Raw genomic sequence first — 17,265 nt, 5'->3', positions numbered from 1 at the left:
CGCCGGGTCAGCGGGTGGGAGCGCGCAGGCCGTCCAGGGCCACGCCGAGCACCCGGTCGCGTTGCTCCGGTGACGGGAACTGGGCCATGGTGAGACCGCTGATCAGGCGTATCACGTCGTCGAAGCTGACGTCGGCACGGACCGCGCCGGCACCCTGGGCGCGGCGCATCAGCGGCTCTCCGGCGGCGTAGATCTCCGTCCGGCAGCTGGTGAAGATCTCCGAGTCGTGCAGCAGTTGCTCGGCGAGCGCCCGCTTGGTGGCGACGTACGCGACGAACCGGTGCAGCCAGGCGACGAGAGCGTCCCACGGGGGCAGCTCGGCCAGGTCCTCGGCGGAGCGGCTCAGCGCCCGGACCTCCTCGACGTAGACGGCCTCGAAGAGGTGCCGCCGGCTGGGGAAGTTGCGGTAGAGCGTGCCGATGCCCACCCCGGCCCGCCGGGCCACGTCCTCCAGGGATGCGGCGGCGCCGTTCTCGGCGAACGCCTCGCGCGCCGCCACGATCAGGGCGTCGTAGTTACGCCGCGCGTCGGCCCGCTTGGGCCGCTGGGCGAAGACCTCGGGCGCCTGCCCCGCGCTGGTCATGACGTGCGTCACCTCACCCTGGTTGCATCCGGAGGAACCCCTCCGCTAGCTTAGTGGAGGCACCCCTCCGGAATCCCCGGAGGCCTGCCTCCGGTTAGCTTACCTCGGTATCCGCCCGATCGCCGCCTGGCCACCCGATCGCCCGGACCCGACAGCCCTGCCCGTCGCAGACGACGGGCTCAGTACGTAATCAGGGGAGTCCTCTCTCGTGGCAGTAACCTCCCGGCGCAGCTCGCGCCGGCTCACCTTCACCGTGCTCGCGGCCGGTGCCGGGTTCTTCGCGATGCTCCAGTCGCTGATCACCCCCGTGCTACCGACCATCCAGCAGGATCTGCACACCTCACAGAACACCGTGACCTGGGTCCTGACCGCCTACCTGCTCTCCGCGTCGATCTTCACGCCGATCCTCGGGCGGGTCGGCGACATGGTCGGCAAGGAACGGATGCTCGTCGTCTCGCTCGCCGCGCTCGCGCTCGGCTGCCTGCTGGCCGCCATCGCGCCCAACATCGGCGTCCTCATCCTCGCCCGGGTCGTACAGGGCATCGGCGGGGCGGTCTTCCCGCTGTCCTTCGGCATCATCCGCGACGAGTTCCCGGCCGCGCGGGTCTCCACCGCCGTGGCCGCCATCTCGGCGATCGTCGCCGTCGGCGGTGGCCTGGGCATCGTGCTGGCCGGCCCGATCGTCACCACGCTGGACTACCGCTGGCTGTTCTGGATCCCGATGGTCGTGGTCGGGCTGACCGCCGTGGCCGCCCACCTGTTCGTGCCCGAGTCGCCGGTCCGTACCCCCGGGCGCATCGACTGGCGCGCCACCCTGCTGCTCTCCGGCTGGCTGGTGGCGCTGCTGCTGCCGATCAGCCAGGGCGCGGCCTGGGGCTGGACCTCCACCCGGGTGCTCGGTCTGCTGGCGCTCGCCGTGGTGCTGCTGGTCGGCTGGCTTGTCGCCGAACTGCGCTCCAGCAACCCCCTCATCGACATGCGGATGATGCGCCTGCCCGGCGTCTGGACCACCAACCTGGTCGCCCTGCTCTACGGCGCGTCGATGTTCTCCGTGTACGCGTTCCTCCCGCAGTTCGTGCAGACCCCGACCGCCGCCGGTTACGGCTTCGGGGCGAGCATCAGCCAGGCCGGTCTGCTCATGCTGCCGATGCTCGTCGCGATGTTCGTCGCCGGTCTCGTCGCCGGCCGACTCCAGGCCGTCTTCAGCGCCAAGGCGCAGCTCGCCACCGGCGCCGCGTTCAACGTGGCCGCCTCCGCGATGCTCGCCGCCGCGCACGACACCCGCTGGGAGGTCGGCATCGCCGGCGGCCTGGTCGGCCTCGGCATCGGCCTGGCCTTCGCGTCGATGGCCAACCTGATCGTCGCCAGCGTGCCGGCGAGCCAGACCGGCGTGGCGACCGGTATGAACGCCAACATCCGCACCATCGGAGGCGCGATCGGCGCCGCCGTGGTCAGCGGCGTGATCACCGCCCACCCGCAGGCCAACGGGCTGCCGCGGGAGGCCGGCTTCACCACCGGGTTTCTCGTTCTCACGGCCATCGCGCTGGCCGCCGCGCTCGCGGCCCTCGCCGTCCCGTCCGCCCGGCGGAAGGCGGCCGGTCGCCGGCCGTCCACCGCGACGATCGTCGAGTCGGAGCTAGCCGGCGAGTTCGCCACCATGCCGGCGACCCGCTGAGGGAACGTGTCGCAGCCCGGGCGGTTCGCCGCCCGGGCTTCGCCATGTCCGGGAGTACGCTGGCCGCTTCCCCACCCCACGCCCGTCGTCTTTTCAGGATGCGCCCATGTCCGAGTTGCTGACCGCCGACCGTATCGAAGAGATCGGCGCACGGGGCCTCCAGAGCCCGGACCCGGCCGCGCTCGTCGCCGAGTTGGTGAGCGCCGTCGACGAGGGGCGGGTCGCCGACCCCGACGACACCGGGTACGCGCTGCTCGTCGCCGCGGACATCCTGGAGCAGGCGGGTGACCTGGCCGATGCGCTCGCGCTGGCCACCCGGGCCATCGCCGAGCAACCCGACGAGGACGTGTACGCCCGGTCGGTGCGCGCCGGTCTGCTGCTGCGCCTCGGCCGCTCCGACGAGGGCCTCGCCGAGCTGACCGCTCTGCGCCCACTGCTGGAAACCAACCCCACCGCCACGTACGTGGTCGACGAGCTGGCCGAATCCGGCCACACCGACCTGGCGCTGGAATGGCTCACCACCGCGCTGGACGCGATCCTGGAACGCACCCGAACCGAGCAGCACGACTCCGAGGACGCCCAGGACCGGGCCGCGGCCATGATCTACGGCCTGACCCAGCGGCGGCACAACCTGCGCGAGGAGATGGGCCTACCCCACGACGAGTACGACAACCTCGCCGACCGGCTGCGCGCCGCGAGCGACCACGCGCTCGACGCCCTCGACGACGGCCCGGCGACGCTGCTGTTCTGGCCGCAGGCCGAGTACAACGCGGCGCTGCTGCGCTGGCCCGCGCTGGTCGACAGCTACCCCGCCACCTGGGACGAACACCGCGCCCAGATCGAACGCGCCCTCGTCGAGGCGTCCGGGCTGGGCGGCGCCGACCTGGGCGTGGTCGTCGGCTCCGTCGCCGGGCTGGCGGCCTTCGCCGAACGTGAGGGCAGCGACCCCACCGACGAGGAAACCCAGGACGAGTACGCCGACTCCCTCACCGGGCCCGACCTGCGGGCCTGGCCGCCCGGCCGCAACGACGCCTGCTGGTGCGGATCGGGTACGAAGTACAAGAAGTGTTGCCTGCCACGCTCGCGCGGCTGACGGCGTACTCGCGGCTGGCGCGGTTTGCCGCGTGGGTGTCGTGCTCGCGCGGTTGGGCGGTGCGATGTCGCGCTCGCGCGGTTGGGCGGGGCGGTGTCGCGCTCGCGCGGCCGGCCCTCAGGAGGCTTCGCGGACGCGCAGGTCGGCCAGCCACACCTCGGCGAGGTCGCTGAGCGCGATGCCGAGGACCTCACTGAGGCAGACCACCGTGCCGAACGCGGGTGCCGGGAGCCGACCCACCTCGATCTTGCGGAGGGTCTCCGGCGAGATGCCGGCGGCCAGGGCCACCTCGACGAGGGGGCGGCCACCTCGCGCGACCCGAAGTGCCGCACCGAGACGTTGACCCGCGGCGATCTGCGCGGGCGTGAGCGGTGGGCGGACCATGTGAGCAGGATAGATCTGCCTCGGCGGAGCAGCAACGCCATCCGGGCGGGCGCGCCGAGGCGTGGTATAAATATACCGCTACGGACAGGGAGGGTTGGTCGTGATCGAGCTTAAGTCCCCCGAGGAGATCCAACGGATGGCCGTGACCGGCCAGTTCGTCGGTGAGTTGCTGGCAGATCTGCGCGAGGTCGCCGCCGTCGGGGTCAACCTGATGGACCTGGAGCACCACGCCCGCCGTCGGATCAAGGAGCGGGGCGCCGAGTCCTGCTACTGGGACTACGCGCCGTCGTTCGGCCGCGGCCCGTTCCGCAACGTCCTGTGCCTCTCGGTAAACGACGCCGTGCTGCACGGCCTGCCGCACGACTACGTCCTGCGCGACGGCGACCTGCTGAGCATCGACATGGCGGTCGGGATCGACGGCTGGGTCGCCGACTCGGCGCTCTCCGTCATCGTCGGCACCCCCGCCCCGGAGGACCTGAAGCTGATCGAGGCCACCGAGGTCGCGTTGACCGCCGCGATCGACGCCGCGCAGCCGGGCCGCCAGCTCGGCGACGTCTCCGCCGCCATCGGCGAGGTCGCCCACCGCTACGGCTACCAGGTCAACAACGAGTTCGGTGGGCACGGCATCGGCCGCACCATGCACGAGGCCCCACACGTCGCCAACAAGGGCCGCCCCGGCCGGGGGATGACGCTCAAGCCCGGTCTGACGATCGCGATCGAGCCGTGGTTCTGCCGCAGCACCGACAAGATCAAGTTTGACGAGGACGGGTGGACGATCCGTTCCGCGGACGGCTCCCGCACGGCCCACTCCGAGCACACCGTCGCGATCACCGAGGCCGGGCCCCAGGTGCTGACCACCCGCCCCGGGCAGGACACCCGGCCGGCCGACCGCAGTGGACAGTCCGCCACCACGTCCTGACCCGCGCGGTCGGCGAGACGACAGGCCATCCGGCACAATGTGTCGATCAGCGCCCGACACATAGGCGAGTGGGGCCGGGCCGGCCCCCACCGAGGAGACGCGCCGTGACCACGCACGAGCAGCACGAGACGATCGAGGACAGCCCGGTCGGCTGGGTCGCCGAGCACGTCCGGCGCTACGTGCAGACCGACGGCGCCGACGGCGAGACCTTCCATGGCGTACCGTCGCTGCTGCTCACCACCCGCGGACGCCGCACTGGCAAACTGCGCCGCACCGCGCTGATGTACGGCCGAGACGGCGACAACCACCTCCTGGTGGCCTCCAACGGGGGCGCCAGCACCCACCCGGCCTGGTATCTGAACCTCAGCGCCGACCCGGCCGTCGAGGTCCAGGTCGGCGCGGAACGGTTCGCCGCCCGGGCCCGCACGGCGACGGCCGAGGAGCGGGTCCGGCTGTGGCCCGTCATGACGAAGGTCTTCCCGACGTACGCCCGCTACCAGCAGGGCACCGACCGGGAGATCCCACTCATCGTCGTCGAACGCGCACCCCAGGCGGAGTCCCCGGTCGGCTGATCTTCCTCAGCGGAGGCGTTGCCCCGATGCGGCGGCACGCCCGCAGCACCGCCTGATCCCGTCGGTCGCGCTGGCTGGGGAAGCGAATTGACCGGAAGGTCACCGCCGTCCCCGGCCGGGGCTGGTCGGCACGCGACGACAGGAGCAGCGGCAGCTTTTCTCCCGCGGTTGAAGAGCCTCAGGTGAAGGGCGCGCTGGCCGATCGACCGCCAGCTCCGACGGAGGAACCGCAGGTCGCACGGATGGTTGGCGGGTTGCGCTGCCACCACCCGTGGTCAGTTTCCCAGCGCCCGGACCTTGGCGATCGTCTCCTGCACGTGCTGCTTGGCGGGGTCGCCACCCTGGGACGCCTGCGCGAGCGCCTGACGGTACGAGTCGATCATGCCAACCAGTGGACCAGCAGCCACGCCTTCCAGCGCACCGGCGACGAGTGCCCGTGCCTCGGCTGCGTCCTGTGCTGCCGCTGCGGTCTTGGCCTTCGCCTCGTCCAGCTTCTGCGACGCCGCCGCCAACCGCGCGATGATCTGTGCTGCGCTCACGCGCACACCTCCCCGTGATCGACCATCGACCTCCACCACCGCACCGGCGGAGACCACCTGGGAGCGTACGAGATCCGTGCACCCAGCGCGACCGCCCGATCGCGCGTCAGCAACCCCGCAGCGGTAGATCTTGGAAGAATTCGGCCCCTCAAGGGGCACTTTCCTTCCAAGATCGCATTGCGTCCACGGGTTCAGCGTTCGGCGACGAACACCCCGAGCCCGTGAACGCCTTGCACCCAGCCCTGAGTCTGCAGGACGAGGATGGCTTGCCGAACCACGGTCGTCGAAACGCCGTGCTGAGCCTTGAGCTGCACCGTGGAGGGGCTCCCAGGTCTGCAAACCCGGAGTTGGTCGTTCCCACCACGCAGGAAGCGCCCGGTCGGTCGGTCCCCCCATTCGGCCGGGTGTTCCGGGGGCGTGCCCGCACGCCGCCCCATGCAGAAGCCGTGTGCAGCCTAGGAGACAACCCGACGGGAGCCCTCCGACGCCCGATCGACCCGACGAATCCCCCACCGACCCCCCAGCCCCAGCCGAGCAACGCCATCGTCTCGTGTCCGATCAGGACGTCGAGGACGCCGACGACGTCGTCTTCGCCCACCCGCCCCGGGTGGTGCGGCGTTGGCTCTGCGAATGCGGCGTCGACCCGGTGCTGGCCGAGTCGCTGGTGTGGGCGGCGCTCGGTGAGCGTCCGCCCGTGCCCCACGACGTGGCGGCAATCGTCGCGCGGACGGTGCTGCTGCTCGGCCTGCTCGAAGACGAGGGTCTCACCGACCGCGAACTCGACGAAATCCTGGTTGCCGCCGCACACGCCGCCGGCGACTCGCCGCAGGGCACGGATCGCCACCAGGTAGGTGCTCCAGCCCAGTCCGACCGGCGGTGAGCGCAACAGGGCGCAAGATCGGCTCGGGTTTCAGGAAGTCGGGGTGTCCAAGCGGCCCGGACACCCCGACTTCCTGAAACCCGAGCCGATCAAGCCGAGCGCGGGCCGAGCAGGCCTGACACGGGCCGGGCGGGACCGCGGCGAGGCTCAGCGCAGGCCGCGCACCAACAGCAGGTAGGCGCAGTAGCCCATCGGGACCAGCAGAAAACAGATCAGGAATCCCAGCGGCAGATATCGCGGCGGGGTGCCGGCGACCATCGCGGGCCGTCCCCAGCGGCCCAGCACCAGGTACCCGCCGAAGAACGCCACCGCCGGCAGCCCCGCGCAGATCCACGCACCCAGGGTGAACCCGTCGACCAGGCCCACCCCGGAGGCGAGCACCAGGGCCAGCACGATCACCCCGGCGGCGGCCCCGCAACCGGCGTAGACGGCGACCGCCCGTGCCAGCGGTGACCACGTCGGCAGCAACGCCGGCCGCTGGGCCAGCAGCTCCGCCTGCTGCCCGTGCCGGTCGGCCTCGTCGGCCATCCGCCGGGCCAACTCCAACTCCACCACCGGGTCGACCACCGCCGCCCGCTGCGCCGGCACCCCGGCGCCCGCCGGACTCACCGCCGTCGGCAGCGCCAGCCGCGCCTCCCCCGCCGGCACCTGGGGGTACGCCCCGACACCCGCCCGCCCCGACACGCCGGCTGCGCCGTCGGGTCCCCCGTCCCCGGTTCCGGGTGCCGTCGAAGCCCCGGCAGCCGAGGCCGGGCCAGACCCCGCCGCACTGGGATGGACGGACCCGGCAGCGGAGGCCGAACCGAAGCCGGACGCGGACCCGGAGACCGGGTCGGAGCCGGCAGCGGAGGCCGGACCGAAGTCGGACCCGGAAGCCGCGCCGAAGCCGGAGGCCGCGCCGAAGCCGGAGGCCGCGCCGAAGCCGGACCCGGAGGCCGCGCCGGAACCGGAAGCCGCGCCGAAGCCGGACGCGGAGGCCGCGCCGGAACCGGAGGCCGCGCCGAAGCCGGACCCGGAAGCCGCGCCGGACCCGGAAGCCGCGCCAGAGCCGGAAGCAGGAGACGCGGGCGGCGTGTCGACGCCGATGGCTCGGCCGAGCTGGTCGAGGCGATGCCCCTGGGCGGTCAGCCGCTGGTGCAGGTAGTCGACGGCGGCGTGCAGGTCACGACGGCGCTCGGACTCGGCGGCGGCGTGCTGCTCGCCGGCACGGCGCTGCGCGGCGAGTTGTCGGGCCAGCGCCGTGTACTCCTCGAAGGACACTGTCACCGCTCCCCGTCCGGCTCGTGCTCCTCGCCGGCGAACGGGACGATCAGCCGGGTGCGCTGGTCGTGCCGGTCGATCAGCAGCGCCCGGTCGGCGCGGGGCGTGTAGGTCAGGTCGTGCGCCCCGAGGTGCAGGGCCAACTCGCTGCCGGGCACGTTGAGCGCCACCAGGCAGGCCGCGTCGTCGCGGTTCTGGGTGCCGCCGAGGTCGTCGGCGAGCCGGCGCAGCCCCCGCCACCAGCCGAGCAGGTGCACCCCCTGCCCGGGGCCCTGACGCAGCAGGGCGCGCAGGTCGTCCAGACCGGAGCGGAAGGTGCCCGGGTCGGTGGCACCGAGGACCGGCGCGGCGGCGTCCATGCCGAACACCACCAGGTATTCCCGGCCGGTGGGCTCGGCGGCCAGCGTGGCGATGCGCTCGCGCAGCCCGGCGGCGTCGAGGCGGTGCACCGGGTGACCGGCCGCCCGCAGGACCGCTTCGGTGTCGTCGGCGACCAGGTCGGCGGCGGTGACCAGGGAGGCGAGCTGGAACCGGGCGTCGCCGGGGTGGTGCTGGCGGGCCAGGCTGAGCGTCGCGGCGCGCAGCACGTCCGCGCCGGCCGGTGCGGTGCCCACCACGGCCAGGTGCCGGCCGGGGGTGGCGTCCATCAGGAACAGCGCGGTGGTGCCGTGCACGTCGACGGTCCGGCCGACCAGGGCCATCGGACGCCGGCCACCGGGGCGCAGCCCGGCGAAGGTGGGGTCGTCCTCGACCCGCGCGGCTTCGTACCCCTTGAAGACCGCCGGTGCCCGCGAGCCCGGCGGGCGGGCCTGCCACAGCTCGTGGCGCAACGCGGCGACGTCCGCCGCCGCGGCGTGCGCGTCCGGGAAGCGCAGCACCGTGTCGGCGCCGACCGCACCGGCGGCGGTGTTGACCACCGCGGAGCCGACCGGCAGGGCCGCGGCGGCGGTGTTGAGTTGGTCGAGCACCCCGCCACCGCCGGGCAGTGCCACCCGCAACGCGAACTGGCCGAAGATCGCCTCGGCCCGCCCGTAGAGGGCCTCGATGCCGGTCATGCTCTGGCTGGCCAGCACCAGGTGGATGCCGTACGAGCGGCCCTTGCGGGCCAGCTCTTCCAGCAGGTCGACGGATTCGCGGGCCAGGGCGTCGTTGCCGGCGAGCAACACGTGGAACTCGTCGATGACCGCCACGATGCGCGGCAGCGGATTGTCCCGGGGCAGGTCGGCGAGTTTGGTGACGCCGTGGCGCTTCAGCGCGGTGGCCCGGCGTTGCGCCTCCCGGCGTAGCTCGCGCAGGACGGCGAGACCGTACTCGCGGTCGGACTCGATGCCGACGGCACGGGCGTGCGGCAGCCAGGACGGGTCGCGGCTCGTGGGCACGAACTCGGTGAAGCTCACCCCCTCCTTGAAGTCGAGCAGGTAGAGCTGCAACTCGGCCGGAGAATAGCGGGCGGCCAACCCGTAGAGGACGTCGAGCAGGAAGACGGTCTTGCCGGCGCCGGTGCGCCCACCGACCAGCCAGTGCGGGGTGGCGTCGTCGAAGGCGAGCGTCAGCGGGGCGTCGAGGTCGACGGTCGGCGCGGTGCCGCCGGCCCGACCGATCACCGTCCGCAGGCCGTTGGCGGCGGACTCGTCCCACCGCCGCTCGGGCAGCAGGTCGGTGAAGGGCAGCGCGTCGGAGCGGCGGGCGGCGGCGGCCAGGTGGTCGGCGAGCGCGCGTACCGACGCCGCCGGCGGATCACCGTCGAGCAGGACGGGAGCGGCGAGACCGGTGCCGTCCGCGCTGAACGGGGTGCCGGGCGGGTCGCCGACGTGCGCGTACCCCTGGTGGAGCCGGATCGCGGTGGTGCCGCCCAGCGGCGTCGGGGTCTCGCCGGGCAGCCGCGACGGGTGGCCGGCGAGCAGCACGCAGACGGCGGCGGCCGGGCCGGCATGGGTGAGCGCGGCGAGCCGGGCCAGCTCGCGCGGCGGCGGCGCGGCGGTGGCGACCACCACCAGCAGGTGCCGGGCGGCGGGCTGGGCGTGCTGCGCCGCGCGGGCGTGCCGCTCGGCGGAGGCCAGAAGAGCGGCCACCTCGGCCTCGCCGGTCGCCGGCGGAAGCAGCACCCCGGCGTCGAGCAACGGGCGCAGCGGACCGAAGGTGGCGCCCACCGCGGCGGTGTCGATGCCGGCGACCCGGACCTGACCGGGCGGCGCGGTGGCGACCAGCCGCAGCACCAGCGCCCGCAACAACCCGGCGACCTGCGGGTCCCGGACATCGGCGTCCACCGCCAGGTGGTGGCCGCCGCCGAGCGGGACCAGCACCGGGAAGCCGCCGTCCGGGGTGGACGCCGCGCCGATCCGGACCGCGGTCGGCTCGTCGGTCAGCGGCGTGGCACCCGGCGCGGGAGTGGCCAGGGTGCCGCCGAGGTGGGCGAGGCGGGCCACCAGCTCGGCGGTGCCGGCCGGCGCGGCGGCCGTCGGCGCGGCGCCGAGCACGCCGCGGGCGGTGTCCAGGTGTGACCGGGCCGCCCGGTGGGAGTGAACCGCCTGCTCGTACGCCGACGCGAGCCTGCCCAACCTCTGCCCCCAACGCCAACGGCCGTCTGGTCCCAGGAACCCTAACGGACACCTGGGACAACCGGACAGTCCCAGGGCCGTGTCACGCCGGACCGCAGGTCGCCGGGGTGGACGCGTCGGCCACCCCACAGCGGAACACCTCCACCGGCGCCGTCGCCACGTCGGGCACCTGCTCCACCCGCATCAGGGCGAGCCGTTTGTCGACCGGCTCACCCGAGTCGGGGGTGAACCGGATCAGCCCGGCGACCCCCGGGTAGCCCTGGCCGGCGTTCTGCCGCAGCACCTCCGCGTGCACACCGACCGGGTTGACCGACGTCGGCTCCCAGCGTTGCCGCGGGTCGGCGTGGTGCAGCCGGGCGGCGAGGCTCTCCACCGCCCGGATCAGCATCATCGACGCGTCGTAGGCGAGGCTGACCCGCTCACCGACCTGCCGCTCCGAGCCCGGTCGGCAGCGCGGCTGATCGAGCAGGTCGTCGGCCTGGATCCAGGACAGGAAGCTGGCCCGGGCGTCGTCGCGCCGGTCCTGCGCCGCCCGCAGCGCCGCGCAGGTGGCCAGCGCGGCCTTGGAGACGTACGTGACAGGCAGGTTGCCGGGCGCGGCGGCGCGCAGCCCGGGGTTGGCCATGTAGCGGTTCGCCGAATCGTCGGCGACCAGGTGTCGGGGCGGGTTGGCGCCGCACTCGCGCAGCGCCCGCAGGAAACCGTCGAACTCGGACCACCGACCCGCGTAGAAGAGCAGACCCGGGTAGCCGCACTCGTCGGTCAACCGTTGACCGGTGCTCCACTTGTCCAGGCGGGTGATCCGCGTGCCGAACCGTTGCCGCAGCCCGTCGACGAGGGTGTTCACGTACAGGTCCTCGCTGAGCGTGCTGCCCTCCAGGGTCGTGTAGTAGACGTGCGCCTGGTCGACCTTCAACACCTGCTGGGCGTACGCGTCGACGAGCTTCACCTGGTCCTTGTTCGGGGCGGAGATCTGGAGGTAGAGGCGGGAGTTGGCGTCCATCTTGTCGGCGGAGAGGGTGGGGGCCAGCACCGGCAGCCCGACCCGGTTCAGCTCGCGCAACGCGCGGGCGGTGCTGGTGCGGCTCTCCACCAGCCCGACCACCCCGAGCACCGTGGGGTCGTCCCGGGCCAGCTCGGCCAGCATCGCCACGGCCCGGTCGGCGTAGCTCATCTGCCGGCCACCGTTGGCCACCACGATCCGCAGCAGCGCGGCCCCGTCGGCACCGGCCGACTCCTTCAGCAACGCGTACTGGGCGGTGGCCATCCCCTCCAACTCCTCCCGCTCGGAGACGTACGACTCCTCGTCGGCGCGGGTCCGGTTGCCGGTCAGGGTGCCCAGGTAGACCAGGGTGAGGAAGGGCCGGCGTCGGTCGCTGCGCTGCCAGACCTCCTCGGCGGCCCGGTTCTGCGCGAAGATCCGCCGCTGGATCGTCCGCAGCCCCTCCTGGCCGGGGTCGTTGTTGAACACCTGCGCCGCGCTGTCGCTGTAGCCGACGCACTCGCCGCTGCCGGCAACCTCGACCGAGATCCGACCACCGGTGAGCGAGGGGTGGCAGCCCGGGCCCCACCGGCTGCCCACCCACACGCCACCCGCGGCCAGCAGCACCAGGCTGAGCGCGGCCGGCAGGAAGCGCCGCGACCACCAGGGCGGATCGGGTGCGGAGAACGGTCGCATCCCGCCCCGCGACGGCGGGCCGGTGTCGGTCTCGTCGGGCCGCAACGCCACCAGCCAGGCGGCCGGGCGGCGCAGCCGCCGCATCTCCGGCAGCGCCTCGGCCCACTCGTCGTACGCCTCGTCGGCCTCGGTCAGCGGGTGCGGTTCGGGCAGCTCCGGTGGGGGTTGCCCGCCGGACGCGACGATGAGCAGCGGGTCGTTGCGGCCGGTCTCGGTGCGGACGTCGCCGATCAGGCGGACCAGTTCCCCGCCGACGTTGCCGGGCGCGACGTGGTCGAGCAGCAGCGCCGGGTACGCGGTGCGCCGCCAGTCCGACGGCCGCCACGGCCGACGGCGGTACGCCTGCCGCAGGTCCTCCAGGAACGCGTGCAGCAGCTTGTTGACCTGGTCGGGTTGCTCGCCGTCGCGCCACCCGGCGGTGAGCCGCTCGGCGAAACCGAGGAACGTGACCGACTGCCGGGGCGCGAGGTACTGCTGGCGCATGAACCAGTTGTAGTGCCGCCCGAGCACCGGCACCCGGCCGGAGACGGCGGCCCGGAAGACCACGCTGGGCACGGCACGGCGGACCAGCCAGAGCAGCACCTGCGAGACGATGCTGACCGCGTCACCACCGGAGGGCAACGTCTCCGGGGTACGCGGGCCGCGACGGTCGCGCAGCCGGCGTACCAGGGCCGAGCGGCTGTCGTCCGCGTCGACGCCGAAGGTGAGGCTCTGGTGCATCAGCCAGTCGGCGAGCGGGTAGTGCCGGAAGCGCAGCCGCGCGGCACCGAACGCCTCCAGGGAGAGCTGCCGGTGCAGCTCGCGCAGCAGCGCCGGCACGTCCCCGGCACCCGGCGGCGCGTCGGCGTCCAGCACGGCGTGCGGCACCCGCCGCCGGGGCCCCTGGCCGAGGAACCGGCGCAGCGGCACCATCAGATCCGAGCTGTCGGAGCGGCCCGGGGTGTCGGAGCGGCCCGGGGTGTCGGAGCGGACCAGCCAGAGCAGCGGCAGTCGCCGGTCACCGCGGCGGGGTCGCCGCAGCAGCCGGGCGAGCAGCGCGAAGAACTCCAGCCCGCCGGGCGGCAGCCGGTCCCGGCCTCCGGGCGACTGGCGCTGGCCGATCAACTCCCGTTTGGGCACCTCGGATCGCGGCACACGTCACCTCCGATCCACACAGTGTGACCTTGCGGCGCAAGGCACACCAGAGGGGGGCGACCGGCCATGGGCGCGCCGGGCCGGCGACGCTCACGGTTGTCGATTAGGTTGACGTGGCGAACACCCGATGGAGGGAGTCCCCCCGTGCGACGAATGTTCACGGCGGCCACCGCCGTCCTGACCCTCACCACCGCCGGCACCCTACTCGCCGGCACCCCCGGCCAGGCCGCCCCGACCGGTTGGGGCCGGCCCGTCGTCACCGCCGCGCCGCAACCCGGCGCGGCGGGCCTGGGCGACACCTACTTCCCGGACTACGGCAACGGTGGCTACGACGTCGAGCACTACGACGTCCGGCTGCGCTACGACCCGGCGGCCGACCAGCTCAGCGGCACCGCCACCATTCTCGCCACCGCCACACAGGACCTCTCGGCGTTCAACCTGGACTTCCTGCTCGACGTCGAGTCGGTGCGGGTCAACGGCTGGGCGGCGACCACCAGCACCACGGGTGTGCACGAGCTGGTGGTCACCCCGGCCCGCACGATCACCCGGGGCCAGCAGCTCACCATCGTGGTGCGCTACACGGGCATCCCGTCGGAGACGCTGGTCGACGGCTACACCGGCTGGACCCGTACCGATGACGGGGCACTCGCGGTCAACGAACCCGAGTCGGCGTGGTGGTGGTTCCCGAGCAACGACCACCCCCTGGACAAGGCCACCTTCGACATCTCGGTGTCGGTGCCCACCGGCGTCGAGGTGATCAGCAACGGCGTGCAGCCGAGGCCACCGGCGGCCGAGGCCGGCAACCGGACCCGGTGGATCTGGCGGACCACCTCACCCACCGCCCCCTATCTGGCCTTCATGGCCATCGGCCAGTACGACATCGTCACCGACACCACGCCGAGCGGCCAGCCGGTGGTCAACGCGTACAGCACCTCGCTGGGCGCGCTCGGGCCGGCCGCGCGGGCCAGCATCGAGCGGACCGCCGAGATCGTCGACTGGGAGAGCGGGATCTTCGGCCCGTACCCGTTCGAGGCCCAGGGCGGCGTGGCCGGCCCGGTCGACGGCATCGGCTTCGCGCTGGAGACGCAGACCCGACCGGTGTACGGGCCGGGCTTCTGGCGGCGCGGCGCCAACACCTACGTGGTGGCACACGAGAACGCCCACCAGTGGTTCGGCGACTCGGTCTCGGTGGCCGAGTGGCGCAACATCTGGCTCAACGAGGGTTTCGCGTCGTACGCCGAGTGGCTCTGGTCGGAGGAACAGGGCGAGGGCACCGCGCAGGAGGTGTTCGACTTCGCCTACGCCAGCTACCCGGCCGACAGCGAGTTCTGGCAGGTGCTCCCCGGTGACCCGGGGGCAAGCCGGATCTTCGACGACGCCGTCTACGACCGGGGCGCGATGACCCTGCACCAGCTCCGGCTGGCCGTCGGCGACGACGCGTTCTTCGAGATCCTGCCGGCCTGGACCGCCGAGCACCGGTACGGCAACGGCACCATCGAGCAGTTCCAGGCCCTGGCCGAACGGATCTCCGGGCTGGACCTGGACGGCCTGTTCACCACCTGGCTGTTCACCGCCGGCCGACCCGACGTGGCCGCCACCGCACGCAAGGCCACCGCCGCGCCGACCGCACCGAAGTCCTGGGCCAAGATCCGCGAGTCCCACGAGTTGCTGTCGCACTAGGGCGTGCCGACCGGAGGCGCCCGCCGCCCACGCGGAGGGCGCCTCCGGCCGCCAGGCGCCCGGCCTCCCCCGGCGCCCGGCTTCCCCCGGACCCCCGGACCACCGGACCACCAGGCCACCAGGCCACCAGGTCCAAGGCCACCAGGTCCCAAGCCAACGGGTCACCAAGCCAACGGGCCAACGGGCCAACGGGCCAACGGGCCAACGGGCCAACGGGCCAACGGGGCGAGGTCACCGCCCCAGGTATGGGGCAGCTCCACAGGCACCACCGGGGTACTGCTCACCCCCGCCCGACCAGCTAGCTGACGACACCCGTTCGGGAATGGCAGGGGCAGTTCCCGCGCTCGCCTCGATGGCGCGAATGTGCCGGTAGGCGAACCAGAGCGGCGGGAACGCACCGACCGCGAAGGACAGGTCGATGAGGGTCCAGAACCAGGGGATGTCCCGGATCGGGCCGCAGATCACCGCCAGTGGCACGATGCCCACACAGGCGATCATGCCGACCTGCACGACCCAGACGTTGCGCACCGGGTCGCGCAGCGGCCCCCAGAACGCCACCGCCAGCACCAGGTGCGCGAAGGCGAGCCAGTCGGTGCCGTAGAGCAGGAACGGGTAGTCCTCGCCGGCCGTCACCAGCCCGGTGTGCACCCGCTCGATCCAGCCCACCAGGGCGGGCAGTTGGCCGGAGAGCGGGTCCAGCGCGCGTAGGAGCCACCGCACCTCGATCTCCAGCGGGAACGCCGTGGCACCGCTCAGGAAGAGCCCGATCAGCACGATCCACAGCCACCGGCGGGTCCACCGTAGCCGCTCCTCGATGTCCATGATCGCAGCGTAACGATGATCTTCGTGGCGGTCGGTCCCGCAGGCCGGCTGGCCGGGGTGACCGCTGTCTCAGCGGCGTGCCGGCGGCCCGGCCGTGGCCAGCTCCCCGAGCCGGGACGCGCCCACCCCCACCCCGGCGGGCGCGATGACGCAGACCGCCCCGGCGGGTCGGACGATCCGGGCCGCCCTCCACGCCACTCGTCGTACCGGATGACGTGGCCGTGGTGCGACAAGCGCGAGGGCCGCGCGGGTGCGCTGGCGATCCAGGGCGACGGCCGCCGCCACCGTGGCGATCGCGGCGGTGGATCCGGCGAGCACGAGCGTCTGGCGGGGGCCGGCGTGTTCGGCGAGCCAGCCGAGCAGCGGCGCACCGACCGCGGCGGAGACCGAGCCGGTGACCGCCAGCGCGGCGAGCACCCGGCCCCGCATCGCGCCGTCGGTGTCGAGTTGGGCGCGGGTGCCGACGGTGGTGTCGATGACCACCGCGGCGGCGGCGATCGGCAGGATCACCGCGGCGAAGCTGAAGGTGCCCGGTGCGAGGCCGGCGACGATCTGCAGCCCGCTGGCGAGCATGCCCGCGACGGCAAGCGTCCGGTAGCCCAGGGATCGCTGCCGGGCCGCGACGAGCGCACCCACCACCGTGCCGACAGCGAACACGGTCGAGAGCACGCCGTAGCCGGACGCGCCGCCGTGCAACGGCCCGTCGCTCATCGCGGCCATCGTCACCTGGTAGTTGCGGCCCAGGCTGCCGAGCACGAACGACAGGGCGAGCGCGAGGAGCAGCACCGGCTGCCCGCGCAGGTAGGCGAACCCGGCCCGGACACCGCCCCGGTTCGATCCGCCGTCCGGGCCCGCAAGGCCGGGCGCGGCTCCCGGGCGTACGGCGAACAGCGCCACCACCACGGCGGCGAAGCTGGCCGCGTTGATCCCGAACAGCAGGGCGGGCCCGACGGCGGCCACCGCCACGGCACCGAGGCTCATGCCGAGGATGCGCCCGGCGGAGTTGGTGAGCGACCCGAGCGCCAGGGCATTGCCCAGCGTCTCCCGGTCGACGAGGGTGGCGGCCCAGCGCCCCATCACCGGGCCCTCGATCGCCGAGACGGCACCGGTGGCCAGGGAGATCGCGAAGATCAGCGGCAGGCCGCCGACCCCGGTCAGGGCGACCGCCGCCAGGCCGGCGGCGAGCGTCGCGTGGGCCACCTGGGCGGTGATCAGCAGCGGGCGGGCGGGCAGGCGGTCGGCCAGCACACCGCCCCAGACGCTGAGCAGCAGCGTGGGCGCCGCCTGGAGCAGCACCGCGAAGCCCATGGACGTCGCGGAGCCGGTCTCCTTCAGGACGTACCAGTTGACCCCGAGGACCTGCATCCAGGTGCCGATGACGGAGACGAAGCCGGCGAGCGCCCAGATCCGGTAGTTGCGGTGGCGCAGCGCGGCGAAGGTGGCACCGGTGGCCACGACGAACCTCCCACGATCGACAGATGATCGAGC

Annotated in this window: 15 protein-coding genes; 6 read left to right on the top strand and 9 right to left on the bottom strand. The window is 73.4% G+C overall.

Annotated features, from left to right (window positions below; genetic code table 11):
* Positions 1-7: 7 nt before the first annotated feature.
* The gene (locus tag ACGFIW_RS22350; RefSeq protein ID WP_393318804.1) at positions 8-583 is read right to left on the bottom strand and encodes a TetR/AcrR family transcriptional regulator; all 576 of its coding nucleotides are present in this window, start codon (positions 581-583) and stop codon (positions 8-10) included.
* A 208-nt stretch (positions 584-791) separates the two neighbouring features.
* Between ACGFIW_RS22350 and ACGFIW_RS22345 the strand changes: the two genes are divergently transcribed.
* Both ACGFIW_RS22345 and ACGFIW_RS22340 read left to right on the top strand, forming a co-directional pair.
* Positions 792-2,258: an MFS transporter gene (locus ACGFIW_RS22345; RefSeq protein WP_393318802.1), complete on the top strand. Its 1,467-nt coding sequence runs from the start codon at positions 792-794 to the stop codon at positions 2,256-2,258.
* 106 nt (positions 2,259-2,364) lie between these two features.
* Positions 2,365-3,351: an SEC-C metal-binding domain-containing protein gene (locus ACGFIW_RS22340; RefSeq protein ID WP_393318799.1), complete on the top strand. Its 987-nt coding sequence runs from the start codon at positions 2,365-2,367 to the stop codon at positions 3,349-3,351.
* A 117-nt stretch (positions 3,352-3,468) separates the two neighbouring features.
* Here ACGFIW_RS22340 and ACGFIW_RS22335 read toward each other — a convergent pair whose 3' ends face one another.
* The gene (locus ACGFIW_RS22335; RefSeq protein WP_393318796.1) at positions 3,469-3,735 is read right to left on the bottom strand and encodes a helix-turn-helix domain-containing protein; all 267 of its coding nucleotides are present in this window, start codon (positions 3,733-3,735) and stop codon (positions 3,469-3,471) included.
* A 100-nt stretch (positions 3,736-3,835) separates the two neighbouring features.
* On the opposite strand from ACGFIW_RS22335, the gene map reads away from it, so the two are divergent.
* Positions 3,836-4,654 (top strand): type I methionyl aminopeptidase, encoded by an 819-nt coding sequence (gene map, locus ACGFIW_RS22330; protein WP_393318793.1) that lies wholly within the window; start codon positions 3,836-3,838, stop codon positions 4,652-4,654.
* A 104-nt stretch (positions 4,655-4,758) separates the two neighbouring features.
* Positions 4,759-5,226, top strand: a complete 468-nt coding sequence (locus ACGFIW_RS22325; RefSeq protein WP_393318790.1) for a nitroreductase family deazaflavin-dependent oxidoreductase — start codon at positions 4,759-4,761, stop codon at positions 5,224-5,226.
* A gap of 275 nt (positions 5,227-5,501) precedes the next feature.
* On the opposite strand, the gene ACGFIW_RS22320 is transcribed toward ACGFIW_RS22325, so the two are convergent.
* The gene (locus ACGFIW_RS22320) at positions 5,502-5,765 is read right to left on the bottom strand and encodes a DUF6244 family protein (protein WP_030489032.1); all 264 of its coding nucleotides are present in this window, start codon (positions 5,763-5,765) and stop codon (positions 5,502-5,504) included.
* Between the two features lie 191 nt (positions 5,766-5,956).
* The gene (locus tag ACGFIW_RS22315; RefSeq protein ID WP_393318787.1) at positions 5,957-6,079 is read right to left on the bottom strand and encodes a GntR family transcriptional regulator; all 123 of its coding nucleotides are present in this window, start codon (positions 6,077-6,079) and stop codon (positions 5,957-5,959) included.
* A gap of 236 nt (positions 6,080-6,315) precedes the next feature.
* On the opposite strand from ACGFIW_RS22315, the gene ACGFIW_RS22310 reads away from it, so the two are divergent.
* Positions 6,316-6,645, top strand: coding sequence for a hypothetical protein (locus ACGFIW_RS22310; protein ID WP_393318784.1), 330 nt, complete (start codon positions 6,316-6,318; stop codon positions 6,643-6,645).
* A 147-nt stretch (positions 6,646-6,792) separates the two neighbouring features.
* Here the strand turns inward: ACGFIW_RS22310 and ACGFIW_RS22305 are convergent, their stop codons facing one another.
* The 3 genes from ACGFIW_RS22305 to ACGFIW_RS22295 form a co-directional block, all read right to left on the bottom strand.
* Positions 6,793-7,905, bottom strand: a complete 1,113-nt coding sequence (locus ACGFIW_RS22305; RefSeq protein ID WP_393318781.1) for a hypothetical protein — start codon at positions 7,903-7,905, stop codon at positions 6,793-6,795.
* A gap of 2 nt (positions 7,906-7,907) precedes the next feature.
* A complete protein-coding gene (locus ACGFIW_RS22300) occupies positions 7,908-10,463 on the bottom strand; it encodes an FtsK/SpoIIIE domain-containing protein (protein WP_393318779.1) in 2,556 nt (851 codons plus the stop codon).
* An 82-nt stretch (positions 10,464-10,545) separates the two neighbouring features.
* Positions 10,546-13,275: a hypothetical protein gene (locus tag ACGFIW_RS22295; RefSeq protein ID WP_393318776.1), complete on the bottom strand. Its 2,730-nt coding sequence runs from the start codon at positions 13,273-13,275 to the stop codon at positions 10,546-10,548.
* 153 nt (positions 13,276-13,428) lie between these two features.
* Between ACGFIW_RS22295 and ACGFIW_RS22290 the strand changes: the two genes are divergently transcribed.
* Complete coding sequence (locus ACGFIW_RS22290) at positions 13,429-14,955, top strand: M1 family metallopeptidase (protein ID WP_393319413.1); 1,527 nt, start codon at positions 13,429-13,431, stop codon at positions 14,953-14,955.
* A 231-nt stretch (positions 14,956-15,186) separates the two neighbouring features.
* Here the strand turns inward: ACGFIW_RS22290 and ACGFIW_RS22285 are convergent, their stop codons facing one another.
* Together ACGFIW_RS22285 and ACGFIW_RS22280 are read right to left on the bottom strand one after the other, a co-directional pair.
* A complete protein-coding gene (locus ACGFIW_RS22285) occupies positions 15,187-15,777 on the bottom strand; it encodes a hypothetical protein (RefSeq protein ID WP_393318773.1) in 591 nt (196 codons plus the stop codon).
* Between the two features lie 69 nt (positions 15,778-15,846).
* Positions 15,847-17,232 (bottom strand): MFS transporter, encoded by a 1,386-nt coding sequence (locus tag ACGFIW_RS22280; protein ID WP_393318771.1) that lies wholly within the window; start codon positions 17,230-17,232, stop codon positions 15,847-15,849.
* Positions 17,233-17,265: the final 33 nt, after the last annotated feature.

This window comes from Micromonospora sp. NPDC048935, from assembly GCF_043197875.1.
Lineage (GTDB): Bacteria > Actinomycetota > Actinomycetes > Mycobacteriales > Micromonosporaceae > Micromonospora.
Note: the sequence above shows the minus strand (reverse complement) of the source record. Positions and strands in the feature narration are given on the sequence as shown.

Coding starts and splice junctions, on each gene's coding strand:
- ACGFIW_RS22350 (WP_393318804.1), bottom strand. CDS start 583: ATGACCAGCGCGGGGCAGGCGCCCGAGGTCTTCGCCCAGCGGCCCAAG.
- ACGFIW_RS22340 (WP_393318799.1), top strand. CDS start 2,365: ATGTCCGAGTTGCTGACCGCCGACCGTATCGAAGAGATCGGCGCACGG.
- ACGFIW_RS22335 (WP_393318796.1), bottom strand. CDS start 3,735: ATGGTCCGCCCACCGCTCACGCCCGCGCAGATCGCCGCGGGTCAACGT.
- ACGFIW_RS22290 (WP_393319413.1), top strand. CDS start 13,429: ATGTTCACGGCGGCCACCGCCGTCCTGACCCTCACCACCGCCGGCACC.
- ACGFIW_RS22285 (WP_393318773.1), bottom strand. CDS start 15,777: ATGGACATCGAGGAGCGGCTACGGTGGACCCGCCGGTGGCTGTGGATC.